The organism is Cupriavidus pampae (assembly GCF_914271485.1).
Taxonomy (GTDB): Bacteria; Pseudomonadota; Gammaproteobacteria; order Burkholderiales; family Burkholderiaceae; genus Cupriavidus; species Cupriavidus pampae.
Map to the genome: position 1 here is coordinate 1 of NZ_CAJZAG010000016.1, position 13,136 is coordinate 13,136.

A 13,136-nucleotide genomic window follows, 5' to 3' on the forward strand; every position below is an offset into this window, starting at 1 on the left:
AGCGGCAGATAAACCATCTTGTGACTGATGCCGGTGCCCGGCAAAAATGCGGGGACTAGATTAGCTGAAGCATCGCGCCCTCCTCCAGCGAATCGCCCCTAGTTTAGTGGAGGGTCCAATTCTTCAGAGAATCTATGGTCCCGTCCGTTTTTGCAATGCTGATTCTGACTTCGTAATTAGCTTACTTGCTCCAATCTATCCGGCGTCGTTGGGACGAGTCCCCGCACCACGATGAGAGTCGCGCCTGACGGTCCAAAAAATGGAGGCGGCCTAGAGGGAACCGCTGATCAACGGGGTCGGACAGCTGGTGATGCAGGTAAGCGCGAGCTTGGTTTTCGTGATGTGAGAGAAGAAGGCCAATTCAGGGCGATATTTGCCTCGCTTCGCACCTTTGCTTGCGCGCTTTTCGCGCTCAGCATAGATTGCTCCCCTGTGAAGCCAGCAACAGCTTCCTGGCGAGTCCAGGTTCGCCAGACAAACGGGCTGAACAACTGCGCCGGTTCTTGACCAGGCCCTTATAGCGAACCTTGCGATAACCGAAGAGAGTCTTGACGACGTGGAGAGGATGCTCGACCGCGTCCGAATCTGGTCCTTGGCCCGCTCGACCGCGATCAGTAAGGGATGGTGTTCAAAACTCATGCGTCAGCGAATACGCTTGAGCAACGTTTCCAGCGACAATAGGCGTAAGAAACAAACCGACCTTGGCCTGGACCTGAGCAATCGCCGCACGCGCAAGCGCGTGTTTCTTGACGAGATGGAGCGCGCGGTACCGTGGGCGCGGACAGGTCTATCCGCAGGCGTTCCTCGCCGGCTGCGAGGGCATGCTGATGACCGACGGTTACGGCGCCTGGCGCACCCACCCACTTCGGCTGTCTGGCTCACGCCAGGAGGATGTTCGTCGATGCGCAGAAAGGGCAGAAGAAGCCCAGCGCTCGCCTGCGGACAGCGCTGGATTACTTCAAGGCCCTGTATCAGCTAGAGGCGCTCGTCAAGGGCGAGGTTCCAGAAGGCGAAACGCGCGTCGACTACACATATCGGCTGCGTCAGCAGCATAGTGCGCCGCTGCTAAGCGCCTTCAAGGCGTGGCTGGATGAACAGGCGCCGCAGGTGCTGCCGGAGGGCTTGTTGGGCAAGGCCATTACCTACGCGCGCAACCAGTGGGAATACCTGAGTCGGTATGTTATCGATGGGCGTGCGCTAATCGATAACAACCCAATCGAACGAGACAACCGACCATTCTGCACGGGAAGAAAGGCATGGCTCTTCGCCGATACAGTCGCCGGCGCGAAGGCGAGCGCGATGATCTATAGCCTGATGCTTACGTGCAGGGCCTGTGACGTCTAGCCATACGCCTACCTGCTCCACGTCCTAAAGGAACTGCCACAGCGCGCGCCGGATGCCGACATCAGCGACCTGTTGCCGTTTTACGTCGCCCAGCGACAAACCGCGCCGCCGCATCCTACTTGAATCCATCGAGCATTCTCAAGGTGTGGCAAAACTAGCGCTTACTGTTCAATTAAAAAAACCCCTCGCGTTTTCCTATAGATCGTGTTCTCCAGCATGATACATATATATGCTCACATCGAGCCGCGCCATCGCATCTTGATTATTAATTAACAATTTAACAGGCTTTATAAAGAAAAGACAACATGCATATAAGAAATCATACTTTTAGTCATCTTCAACTTGAAAAAATGATGTCTGGGGGCGATGCAAGTAAAGTATTGACGTTGTGGGATAAGATAAAGGACTTGTTTCTTTGCGATAAGAAAGCTTCGGTTGTTGACTTACTCAACAAACTTTCTGACAAAAATAATTTTCATGATGGAACCACCCACGGAGGTGAATCTGCAAATAGATTAAAAACCTTCACCGCTCTTTCACAGATGGCCAACCCAGAGGATCGCAATAAATTCTTCATATCTATTTGTTCATCTACCAGGGGCTCTCATGCAGCGTGGGATGTAACGTTAAGCGTCGATGGACACGAAGTTATAAAATTTTCTCCAGGTTCGAATTCGCTGGATTTGCTGCGTGCCACGTATGCCTATAAGACGATTTTCGATCTATCAGCTCGATGTGATGCACGTTTTCAACTGAAGGCGGACATGATGTTGAGGGACCTCATGCAAGACGACGAAGACGAGTTCGTCGAATCGGCCGGAAATGGCCTTGTCCGACTATTGACGGACGCAAAGGACCATGTTGACGGCGATCTCGGAAAGATCTTGGAATGTACGATGCCGGGACATACACCATATGAGTTCTGGCCTCAAGAGGCGGTGGCGCAAATCTCGCTTTATCGGCAAGCGTACTTTCAAGAGCATAACGGAGAGCAAGGTACCCCAATCCGGCTCGAGCGGGTTTCATGGCCCGCCCCTCCTGTGACGCAGCCCCGGCAGCGAACGCCTGACGCCAGCTATGAAGTCGCGCCGTCAGCCGCTTCTGCGGCGGGAGAGCAGCAGCGATCGCCCCAGTCCGCCTATCCGGCCGCGCCGTCGCCGTCAGCCCCTCCTGTGACGCAGGAATGGCAGCGACTGCCTCCGGCCCCCTATCAGGTCGCGCCGTCAGCCCCTCCTGTGACCCAGGAGTGGCAGCGACTGCCTCCGGCCACCTATCAGGTGGCGCCGTCAGCCCCTCCTGTGACCCAGGAGTGGCAGCGACTGCCTCCGGCCACCTATCAGGTCGCGCCGTCAGCCCCTCCTGTGACCCAGGAGTGGCAGCGACTGCCTCCGGCCACCTATCAGGTCGCGCCGTCAGCCCCTCCTGTGACCCAGGAGTGGCAGCGACTGCCTCGAGCCTATGCATGACGCAAGCGAGCAACCGGATGTAACCCAACGGTTAGCCGCATAGCTCAGCATCCCTATCAAGGATGCGAGCGTCGTGTAATCGCCGTGGAGTGACAAGAGACAGCTGGCATGGGGAGCCGGCACCGCCCCCCTGCCAGCGCATCGACCGAAGCAATTAGCGCTTCCCTGTCGCGATGGGAGTCGCGCCTGACGGTCCTAAATCCTGAAGGCCTTTGTCGATCAGCATCGCAATGTCGCGGGGTCGAGCCGATTTGCAAGGTCTTGCAGATTGCTCCGTCTGGCTTTCGGCGCCATGCTGCGCAGCTTCGCGATCCATCGCGGCGCTGCGCGCGAGCCGAACGCGATGAGTGGCTTCGGCCCAAGATCAGACGAGTCAGGAAGCCGATATGCAGGTCTACCGCGCTGACAAGGTCGGGAAGCAGACGAACCGGGAGGGCATCGAGGTGGCGCGCTGCACGGTCGAGAGGATGAGGAAGCAGCAGAGTTTGCGCCGCGCGATTTGCGGCAAGCGGGTTCGCACGACGACATCTGATGCGAGAGTAGCGCGCCCGCCGGACCTGGCCGACCGTCAGTTCAGGGCCCAGCGGCCGAACCAACTCTGGGTTTCTTCACCTACGTTTCGACGTGGCAGGGCCGACCGAGTCACCAGATCGGTGTCGGCACGTTCCGAGAACGCCCAACCCACCACTCGTCGCGAGAACAGATTCAGCACCACGGCAATTTGAAGCTGTCCCCACTGCCTTCATAGGTTCGGTGCAATGGCAGTCGACTTCCCTCGGGAGTGGCAATGACGCGCTTGAACTGCACCGCCCAATTCGCCAACCGTATCAGACTGCGCGCACGGTGGAGTCCAATCTCAAGCCTTGCCGGCGCAGTTCGCCTGACATCCGCCGGCTGCCGTAACCATGGTCGCTGTCGTCATGGATTTGTCTGACCCGATCCAACAACGCTTCTTGCTGCATGTCCGGCTTGCCTTGCCGGGCCTTCCACTAGTAGAGTACCCGATCCGGGACACGCCAAGGTTTTGCAGACCACCAGCCCTTCTTCGTCTGCTCGAGCCAACAAGCACGCCTCCGGTATCTCAAGGTTTTGATCTGTGTCAGGCGTCTGCCGCGTCTAAATAGCCGCATGCTGACGCCTGCCTCACCCCGGCGCTTGAGAGTCGGCGTTACCGGCCCAACAGCGCGCAGTTTCGGTTTTGCGCGTGGTCCGAGATGTTAAGAGTTTGATTGTGGGCCGTATAGAACCTCGTGAGCACTTTCGAGATCTTCACATCATTCGCATTGAAGAACGCGTAGGATTGCAGGGCCGCATCGAACGCGAGTTGATTCATTCCTTCGTCGCTCTTGCCGGCAACATAATCGCGCGTATCCGAAGCCGGGGAAAAATCCCTGATCAGATACAACACGAGGGGATGGGCGTGATGGAACGCCGTGTACGCATTATTGTGGTTGTACCCAATGTTGCCGAACAAGGTCTTCGGATCATAGTTACCCCCGTTCAGCCTGGCCAATAACTGCTTGTCCTGCGCGGCAAGGCCGGCATCGAACACGCGATCCAGCTCAACGGGCTCTTCTACATCGCCCCCCCGAAAAGTTTCCACGAGAAGTTGACTAACGTTGCCGGCTTTCAGGATCTTATTCCGTATGGTCATCGGGCTGATCTCGGACAAGTCCGCTCCTTCACAGGTAGCCAGACACTGCCCAACGAGCCGTGCGACGATCTGAGCCTCCGCGGGATTCGTGATTCTCGGCACATGTTTGAGGCGAAAGATGCCCGATCGCTCGGAGAGCAGCGAGCATAGCGCATCGTTTGCCGCGTCCTTGACAGCTTCGGGAAACATCGCCGGCGCGGAAAAAATGGTCGCGCACGTCCATGCAATGTCCTGCTTGCTGGCTCCGTAATCGCCCGGCCCGTGTAGCATGTCTTCCGCAATCTTGAGTGTGAGCCCCTTCAGGCTCATGGCTGGCTGGAAAGCATCCTGACCGCAATAAGAAAATTTGAGACCTATGGTGCTGTCACTGCCCTCGACCTCCAAGATTTCCACCGGCTCACCATTAACTTGAATCGAGCAAGACTGTGCATTCGGTTTCACATGTTGGATCTCCCTGATAAGTGCCTTGGAGAAGTCAGCCATGGCATCCCGCTGCTGGTTGCGATCGTAAGCCTTGTAAGCGACGAAGAGAAGTTGACCTACTACGGGAAGAAAAAAGCTGAGCGCCAGCGCGACGCCTTCTTTCGCGGAGAGAGAACTGTTCTTGATCCCATGCAGGTGGTGTTGATCATTCAAGCCGCTCGTGATCGTATTCGCCGTAAAACCGATGCTCATCTCTGTATCACCGTCATCGTCTGAAGACTTCACTATGATGACGATGACAATTTACATTGTAGAAAAATCGCCAAATATTCACCATTCGTGAAGAAAAAAACGTAAAAAGTGCATAGTTGTATGTGATGCATTGAGTCGTATAAAAATAGGCGGCAGTCAAAATATGTGGCTCCTGAGGAATTTACTAAAGTTCATCAACTTAATCGAAAGACAATTTCCAATCACGATGCAATATGCTGATACATGGGATCTCTATGTTGTTAACTACCGGGCAAGCATGAAAAGTTATTAATATACATAAATATATAATGGTTATTATATGACATTCACAACGAGCAATGCGGCAACGGCACCTCGAATCATTAGTGCATTGGAGGTGCAATCGGCAGAGGCCGCCGACGCGCGCCGTGCCAATCGAAACAACATGGTGGATTACGCTGGAATCTACCAGCGTGTGGCGAACAATGGCGTGGACATCATGGTGGGAGGCCACCAGCAGGATTTCGAAGCGGTTCGCTCGAATCCGAAGATGAATGATACCGAGAAGGGGCTCGAGATCGTCCGGCAACTGACCGAGAAGCTGATCGGCGCCGGTTCCATCGAGCGTAAAGAAGCGCTCGCCGTCAAGGTGGTGGAGGCAATCACTGCGCCGGATGTGATGGATGCCGACATCGGTGCCATCACGCGCGCGTCGAGCAGCTATGATTTTGACACACCGGCACGGCAGTCGCTCAACATCTCGACCGAGAAGGACGGCATCGTGAGCCTGCACAAGTCGTCGGAGTGGGACACGTGTCGTGCAAAGGCGGCCGACAGTGAAGGCAATCATGCGGTGTTCAATGGCAAGCCCGTGCTGAAGACCGATATGCGCTTCGAGATCTCGCCGGCTGGGGTGTCGACCCAAAATGGTCCGATGCTGCGCATGGATCTCATGCATTGGCACCACTCGGGCGATGCCACGGTGCCGGTCGCCCGTGAGTTATCGACGCCTGCACAGGAGCGGACGTTCCTGCAATGGCTAAAGGACGTTCTGTCGGATTTCTGTGGACGCGCGGGTATCCGGTTCGAGACAGGGACGCTCAAGCGGGGCCAGGCGGTAGCGCTGGCGGAAAGCCGCGGTGACGTCGGTGCATCAAAGGTGCGCGGGGGACGAGATGGCCAAGACCATTTTACGAGTGCCAACTCGGGAGCGTTCCATGCCAAGAAATTACTGCCGGGACAGCAGCTGGCGTCGATGGCGCGTCCACAGGCGTGGAAGGCCGAAGCACTGACGCAGGAGATCAACAAGATCGACCGCACGATCGCAGGACTAACAGAAAGGAAAGTTTTACTACTGAAATCACGCGACAATTTGACGCAGCAGATTCAGGAGATCCGGCGCGGGATCGCCGCTCATCCCGAAAACGCGGATGTAGTCAGCGCCATTCGCAGAGGTGAACGGGGCCAACGCACAGCGATTAATACGGCTTACGCCCAGCTGCGGCAGCGTGGCGAAATCGATTTCCGAGACGCATTACGGAATGGAAACGAAAAAATTCGCGAACTCGAAAGCGTCGTTCGCGACGGCATTGCCGACGATGACGACGAAGCACAACTCAATGACCTTCTGAATGGTCGCGAAGCTTTACAGCAAGCAGCAGACGCCCAACATGCGAGGGTTCTCGATCAGCTTCTCGGGAACGTGGCCGTCGATCAGACGGAAAATCATCTGCAGCAGGCCTATTGTGATGCGACCAAGGCGCAAGCAATAGCGAAGCAACAGCTAGAGTTGATAGAGTTTAGCGACGCGCATCTTCAATACGCGATTAAAGCAAAGGAAGGCATCTCCGAAAAACTGTCCGAGTGCGACACGGAGCTCAATTTCTTGAACTCTAATATTAAGTCGCTTATCAACTCTCGAAATAAATACTCCTTCCAGGAACCCAATACGATTTGGCCGCGCACAATTTGTGCAGAACCGACGTCGATTAAGCCGCATGAAATTGAGAAAAATCGGTTTCGTGTAGATTTGCCAAGTTTAGTCAGAGGACGGCATGAAAAATTCACATTAAAAAATATATTGGATGAAAATCTACGATATATTTGGGTCGCAAAACCCAACCCTGAAACCGGCGCGATTGATATATCGATTGGATATGAATATAAAGACGACCTGGGAAGACGCTACGGCCATCCGACATTAACGCTCGAACGTAACGATCCAACGAAAGCCGGTTCGGCATACATTGGTGGAGAAATTTACGCGAAAAATGGTGTGTGGTTTATAGATAATGATTCCGGCCGGTTCGGTCAAGGTAACATTTTGGAGCGAAATAAAATTCGCCTAGGTAAACGCCATATGTTGCAGAAAATATGCGATCAAATATCTAATTCTACAGATTTAAAATTTAATGTTGGAATAACGTATTCAAAACATTCTTTAAAAAGATCAATCCAACACATATGGTACGGAAAGTAATCTTTTATTGAAGCGTAAAATTGACGAAGAGGACGGGCGGCCTGCGATCGATGAACTGGTGTCACCCGCTCACGCAAACGTCATAGTGCAAGCCGAAGCGTATGCTGGCTTCAACGCAGTATGCACGTTGTTGCCTCCCATCACATAGCGTTGGACGGCGGCCACCAGCGGGCTGAGCAATGCCGAGCAGCCTCCGACCCAGTCGCCCAGTGTCGACTCGGGCAGATCGATCCCTTCACGCTCCCAGCGAACGCGCTGACGATACAGCGGCTGATGGGCGCGGAACTTCGAGACGAGGATGTTGGCCAGCAATCCTGGTCCGGGGATGCCGCGGTCGATAGGACGGCTGGGCGCGGGAGCCTGCACGATGCGATCGCAGGCAGTGCAGGCGAGCTTCCGCGGCGATGTCGGATGACACGTAGTTTCGCCGGCACGAGCTCGAGCTGCTCCGAGACGTCCTCACCCAAAACCTTGAAGGCGCCGCCACTTGCGCAACACGTGGTCTCTGCTGGCGCGTGAACGAGATCGTCACGCTCCAGGTGCGCCGGTAGCGGGTTGCGTACACCGTTGCCATCGACATCGCGCGCGGGAGGCGCGCTTGCCGCGGCGACGCCTTCGTGGCTCTGCAGTTCTTCGAGCTGAGTTCGAGCTGCTCGATCTTGATCGCATGAGATCGCGCAGTGCGCTGTCTCGCGCGTTGATCCATCGCCTTCAACGGGGCGATGCATCGGGAAGTGTGGCGAGGTCTGTCAGCATGCGCAGCATCGATTGCTGTGGGCGTGAGGTCGACCGCGTGAACGCCACGCGCAGTGGCTCGCCGTTGTCGCATCGGACCTCGAAACCGTCAGAACACCGCAACGGCCCGGCCCGTACCGTATTGACGAACAGCACGTTGGCGTTGGCTTGATAGGAAATACATTGCGCACCTGATGTGACAGCCTCGGCCCGACGAGGTACCGTCTTATGTCATTGATGCAGTGTGGGCAGGCTGTACCGCGCCCGCGACGCGGGTCACCCAGCCGCGTCAGCCGATGTTAGAAAGAACGCAGGTGTCCGCTGACCGGCATCCGATCGTGTTCACTACCGCAATGGGCAATGGCGAGCCGGAGGCTCCGACCCGACATAGTGTACTGCTTTCCTTGCACTTCGAGTAACAGGGCCGCGAACAAGCCGAAGCCGGGCGGCGGGTGCAAGGCGAAACGCCGCTCAATCAGGCGTTTGCGATCTGGAGAACTTCGGTTCGTTTGCATTTAAACGATTTGCGCTCATACGCGAGTGGCCTTTCGTGTTGTGACTAGAAGCTAATGGCCACCATGTCGAAACCAAGTCGCCCCCACCGGTTGAACAGAAGCGGTCCGTGGGATAGCCAAAGCATGGGCGACGACCTGTAGAGCGGAACGCCAGTTTTAGCGGAGTTGGCGCCGGCTGGGTTGGGGCTGTTGGCGATAGGGAGCCCGTACCTAGTGTGCCGCTGTAAGGAGACCGAAATGTGGGTTCGTTGAGTAGATGCGGCGTAGCAGACCAGTTATTTCTCACGACCGCTTCGCTCCCAAGGACGAGGCGGGTTGCGGGCGCCACCGGTAAAGATTCGCCCGCCAGACGTGTGATTCCGACGGTAGCGATCAGCAGGAGCCGTGATGACATCGACGCGACTCCGCTGAATTAATACAGTAAGGGGCCCTTTATCAATAAAGCAGGCAGCACGCTGATGCTAGTCTTGCATCGAAAATTCCGTGGTTAGAGCCACCATTTAGCGGCTGTCGTGCTGACGCTGTAACGGCAAAGCATTCTCTGTCGTATCTGAACAAATATCTATCAAAATACTATGACCTTTACCAATCTTGCCAGCACGGCAACCGCCCCGCGAATGCTCAACGTATTGGCGAAGACATCAGCCGAATTCATATCACAAGGCGCACGTGGCGACGATATGGTGGACTACGCATCGGTGTATGAACGAGTGGTAGAGGGCCACGTGCGCGTCTCCGTCCATGGCCGACAGGAGGACTTCGAAAGCCTTCGTTCAAATCCACACATGACAAATGCGGAGAAGGGGCTAGAAGTCGTTCGCAATCTGGCCGAGAAACTGATTCCGACGTTCGTAGAAGAATCCAACGCCGGCGGCATCGCCATGACGATTGTGAAAGCGATTATCTCGCCCGACATCATGCAGGCGGACCTTGTAGCTGCACAGAAGGCATCGCTATCCCATAGTCTCGGCTCGTCTGCCGGTCAGTCCGTCAATGTTACGTTCGATGGCAAAGGCAAGATTAGCATACATAAATCTTCCGAGTGGAGGACCTGTTACGGAAAAGTGGCGGATAGACGCGGCATTCACACACCGATCCATGGAGATCCTATCCTCAGAACAGATATCGTGTTTGAGATTTCAACGACGGCCGAACAGACCCGATACGGGCCAATGCTTGGCCTCAAGCTGAAGCATTGGCATCATTCCGGAGATGACGCATCGCCGGTGGTCCACGAACTCTCGTCAGCGTCGCAGACAAGATCGCTCCCGCAGTTGATAAAAGACCTCTTGAGCGATTTTTGCGCGCGGGCTGGCATCCGATTCGAAATCTGCAATGTCACCGGCGACCAGACCACCGCGCTTGCGAAGAGCCGCGGGGACGATGCCTGGCCAAACGCAGCAGCGAATTACTTCAGCCAACAGCATTTCAACAGTGCCTGGACTACGACGCTGTACTCGCGGCGAATTGCGCCACAGCAACACCTCGCGCCAAAGATCACGCCGGCGGCTTGGCGGGTGGCGGCGTTGACGCGGGAAATCGATTTGACGCAGCGTGCCATAGCAGGGCTTAAAACAGACAGGGCGTCGCTACTGGGAACGCACGACAACATGGCACGGCACATCAACGAGATCCGGCGCCGGATTGTCGATCATCCCAATAACAAGGAATTGGCCACGACCATTGGCAGGGCGGAGCGCATCCAACGAAAGGCGATTGATGCGGCATACGCCGAACTGCGTGGAAAGGGCGACGCCGATCTCCGAGACGCCCTCCAGAAGATGAACGAGAGAATCCGCGAGCTTGAAAGCGTCGTCCGCGATGGCATCGCCGACGACGAGGACGAAGTATTGCTCAAAGGCCTCCGGGATGGGCGTCAAGCACTGCAGCAAGCAGCAGATGGGCAACGAGCTAGGATTCTCGATCAACTGCGTACGGCCATAGCAGACGGTCCGCCAATGGATCTCCCGCGGCGGGCCTACCGCGACGCCCTCACCGCGCAAGCGCGAGCGAGGGAGCAACTCGAGTTGCTAGAACGTAACGACCGTCACCTCCAAGACGCTATGGAAGCTAGGGAGAACGTGTCCGACAAGCTCTCCGAGTGCAACCGGAGGCTGGACGCCCTCAACGACGATCTTGAAGGCCTTCGTAATGCGAAAGTGAAGAACATGCTGCTCGCGGAAGGTAAGCGCGACGAGGCAGATCACTTCATCATGAGCATTCGGGCTCCGCTGGATGCGAGCCTGATAGGACGGATCCGTGGACCACTGCCAATTGCCAATCTTGCGTTGACCATGGTTCGGAGCCGGTTGGCATCGCTGAGTATATTGCCGAATGACAATGCAACGACGCTTCGCGAGGAGATCGACGTCGAGTTGCGTGATGTTGGTTCTCAGCTCGCGAAATCCGGGATTCCCTTAGACAGCCTAGTTGTCACTTACCGAGAGTTGAATAACGTTCTTCACTCGCCAGCGGGGTCCCTCTTCATGAAAATACATGAGGAGATATCAAACGCTCACCAAGCCATTGCTTCCGCGATTCACACTCTCGACCCTGATTTCAGAGGTGACGATAGCGTCGAGGTCGGCCACGCCCTTTCGCAATCGCAGTTTAGCCGCATGTTGCTTACCTCCATGGATCATCCAGATTATCGGGCGCTATCCCCTTATAATCCTACCATTGACAACCTTCCTCCCGCAAAAATCTGCCACTATCGCGTGGATGTAGACAAGAATCTACTATACCGGGGGAAGTTGCCGCCACACGCGTCTGCAGCAGATTTTTTCCAGTCAAGACTCACACACCATTCATATGGTGATGTTACCGTATTCATCAATATTCAAATGATCGAATTTCTGAAACAACAGAAGAATTACGGTGCTAAGGTCAGCATTCTATCCACTGGTGGTTGGAATGAATTGTCTATCCGTAGCAGGATGAAGGATTTCGGCGTGACCATCGACGAATTCGACAATAAGAAAACTCTTAACACCCAAAGCACCATTACTGTAGGGCTGTTTCAAAAATTTCGCGTCATGGGAAACCAAGATTCCGAAGGCAGAACCAACATCATGATGGATGATCAATGGCATCAACGTGCGCTGTTCAAGAACTCCATCGACGCCAGAAGGTTTGGAATGGGATGATTCCGCTCCTAGGCCGCCGGTGAAAAATCTCAACATATTGGCGACAATCGACAGTTTGCTGGGCATTGGCCGATGACACTATGACCTCCTCTACCCAAAGGAGTTGACATGCATGGTGTCGGACCGCTCAAGCACTCCATTGCCATACTGAGTCCATCTTCCGAAGAACATCGTGACGCGACCGCTCTCGCAAATCCCACAACAGGTGTTTGGGGATCCGACGATGGCCCCGGCTTGCCCTATCAGTTCACGCCCATCGGCTTTGCAACGACCGAGCGGGTGCAGATGATGATCGCTCAGCGGCTAATCTCGCTCGGTCGGGACTATACCGGACTAGAGAACGGCGGTCGGCACTACACCGCTATCAGGCTAGACAATGGTGTCTGGGTCGTCGCCGACAACAACCGTGCTGAGCCACGACTGGCGATTGCCAACGGCAACTATATGTTCGTGCGCATGATGAGCGGTGAGATACGCGTCGGATGCGGAAGCGACGGACACAACTATCACGGCGAGCTATCCGGTTGTGCCGCCTATGTTGCCTATGCCGGCTATGTTACCTTTAATCAGGGCAAGGTCGTCGAGTTTTCCAATGCCTCGGGTACCTATCGTCCATCGGCGGAACTCCGCCTGCAATCGGGCTTCGATCATGACGCGCGCTTCAATGCGCAGTAACTACGACATGCAATGGCCCGCACGGTTCTGCTGCCTCGTGCTTGCGACGCTTTTGCAACTGCTTCCCCTCCAGGGGCGCGCGGACTCCCTCGACCGACCCGAGCCTTCCGAGTCGCGGGCTGCCGGCCCGCCGCTTTCTCAGCACGCCGGGATCCCGTTCGACGGCTTGCTACACATCGGCTCTGGTCCGATAGTCATGCCGTACGCGTCCCCGTATCCGGCGTTTCTCGAGTGCTACTATCACTCGTCGGTGCGTCAGGTCGGCGCGGGCACCGGCACCCTGGTGCGGTATCGCGTAAGCACACCGTGGCGATTCCTCGACGAACCGCAACGGCCTATCTCGATTGTGGATTCAACCGGTGAATGCAACAAACTAAACCTGCCTGAGCAGAAGGAGTGTTGCTATGAAGCAAAGACAGCGGATGCCGTCTGGATGTAAACCCAACCACTGCCGTGCTTAAAAAAATG

At 55.6% G+C, this 13,136-nt stretch carries 8 protein-coding genes, 4 pseudogenes and 1 other annotated feature; of the genes and pseudogenes, 7 read left to right on the forward strand and 5 right to left on the reverse strand.

From position 1 onward, the window contains the following. Window positions 1–476 precede the first annotated feature (476 nt). Window positions 477–618 (reverse strand): annotated as a pseudogene (locus LDO41_RS30830) (IS5/IS1182 family transposase); the annotation flags it as partial. Window positions 619–773: 155 nt separating this feature from the next. Here LDO41_RS30830 and tnpC point away from each other — a divergent pair. The 3 genes and pseudogenes from tnpC to LDO41_RS30845 form a co-directional block, all read left to right on the forward strand. Further along, window positions 774–1,467: pseudogene (gene tnpC, locus LDO41_RS30835) on the forward strand (IS66 family transposase); the annotation flags it as partial. Between the two features lie 182 nt (window positions 1,468–1,649). Further along, complete coding sequence (locus tag LDO41_RS30840; RefSeq protein ID WP_223995198.1) at window positions 1,650–2,810, forward strand: hypothetical protein; 1,161 nt, start codon at window positions 1,650–1,652, stop codon at window positions 2,808–2,810. 158 nt (window positions 2,811–2,968) lie between these two features. Continuing rightward, window positions 2,969–3,086 (forward strand) — a sequence feature (AL1L pseudoknot). Further along, window positions 3,010–3,444: pseudogene (locus tag LDO41_RS30845) on the forward strand (IS3 family transposase); the annotation flags it as partial. It overlaps the preceding feature by 77 nt. Window positions 3,445–3,637: 193 nt before the next feature. Here the strand turns inward: LDO41_RS30845 and LDO41_RS34415 are convergent. Next, on the reverse strand, window positions 3,638–3,772 hold the full coding sequence (locus LDO41_RS34415) for an IS3 family transposase (RefSeq protein ID WP_223995199.1): 135 nt from the start codon (window positions 3,770–3,772) through the stop codon (window positions 3,638–3,640). A gap of 206 nt (window positions 3,773–3,978) precedes the next feature. Then, the gene (locus tag LDO41_RS30855; RefSeq protein WP_223995200.1) at window positions 3,979–5,139 is read right to left on the reverse strand and encodes a hypothetical protein; all 1,161 of its coding nucleotides are present in this window, start codon (window positions 5,137–5,139) and stop codon (window positions 3,979–3,981) included. 319 nt (window positions 5,140–5,458) lie between these two features. Here LDO41_RS30855 and LDO41_RS30860 point away from each other — a divergent pair, with 319 nt between their 5' ends. Further along, complete coding sequence (locus tag LDO41_RS30860) at window positions 5,459–7,597, forward strand: hypothetical protein (RefSeq protein ID WP_223995202.1); 2,139 nt, start codon at window positions 5,459–5,461, stop codon at window positions 7,595–7,597. Window positions 7,598–7,666: 69 nt separating this feature from the next. Here the strand turns inward: LDO41_RS30860 and LDO41_RS30865 are convergent, their stop codons facing one another. Together LDO41_RS30865 and LDO41_RS30870 are read right to left on the reverse strand one after the other, a co-directional pair. Then, complete coding sequence (locus LDO41_RS30865) at window positions 7,667–7,963, reverse strand: IS66 family transposase (RefSeq protein WP_223995204.1); 297 nt, start codon at window positions 7,961–7,963, stop codon at window positions 7,667–7,669. Window positions 7,964–8,040: 77 nt separating this feature from the next. Then, window positions 8,041–8,325, reverse strand: a pseudogene (locus tag LDO41_RS30870) (hypothetical protein); the annotation flags it as partial. A 1,097-nt stretch (window positions 8,326–9,422) separates the two neighbouring features. Between LDO41_RS30870 and LDO41_RS30875 the strand changes: the two are divergent. From LDO41_RS30875 to LDO41_RS30885, 3 genes are all read left to right on the forward strand, one after another. Continuing rightward, window positions 9,423–11,993 carry a hypothetical protein gene (locus LDO41_RS30875; protein ID WP_223995206.1) on the forward strand — a complete coding sequence of 857 codons (2,571 nt, stop codon included), beginning with the start codon at window positions 9,423–9,425 and terminating at the stop codon, window positions 11,991–11,993. Between the two features lie 108 nt (window positions 11,994–12,101). After that, window positions 12,102–12,668, forward strand: a complete 567-nt coding sequence (locus tag LDO41_RS30880; protein ID WP_223995208.1) for a hypothetical protein — start codon at window positions 12,102–12,104, stop codon at window positions 12,666–12,668. Further along, window positions 12,658–13,107 (forward strand): hypothetical protein, encoded by a 450-nt coding sequence (locus LDO41_RS30885; RefSeq protein ID WP_223995210.1) that lies wholly within the window; start codon window positions 12,658–12,660, stop codon window positions 13,105–13,107. The genes LDO41_RS30880 and LDO41_RS30885 overlap by 11 nt, the downstream gene beginning before the upstream one ends. Window positions 13,108–13,136 lie beyond the last annotated feature (29 nt).

Bases quoted from the DNA above. Each gene is read 5' to 3' on its own strand.
- LDO41_RS30875 (WP_223995206.1), top strand. From the start codon at position 9,423: ATGACCTTTACCAATCTTGCCAGCACGGCAACCGCCCCGCGAATGCTC.
- LDO41_RS30860 (WP_223995202.1), top strand. From the start codon at position 5,459: ATGACATTCACAACGAGCAATGCGGCAACGGCACCTCGAATCATTAGT.
- LDO41_RS30840 (WP_223995198.1), top strand. From the start codon at position 1,650: ATGCATATAAGAAATCATACTTTTAGTCATCTTCAACTTGAAAAAATG.
- LDO41_RS30855 (WP_223995200.1), bottom strand. From the start codon at position 5,139: ATGAGCATCGGTTTTACGGCGAATACGATCACGAGCGGCTTGAATGAT.
- LDO41_RS34415 (WP_223995199.1), bottom strand. From the start codon at position 3,772: ATGCAGCAAGAAGCGTTGTTGGATCGGGTCAGACAAATCCATGACGAC.
- LDO41_RS30885 (WP_223995210.1), top strand. From the start codon at position 12,658: ATGCGCAGTAACTACGACATGCAATGGCCCGCACGGTTCTGCTGCCTC.
- LDO41_RS30880 (WP_223995208.1), top strand. From the start codon at position 12,102: ATGCATGGTGTCGGACCGCTCAAGCACTCCATTGCCATACTGAGTCCA.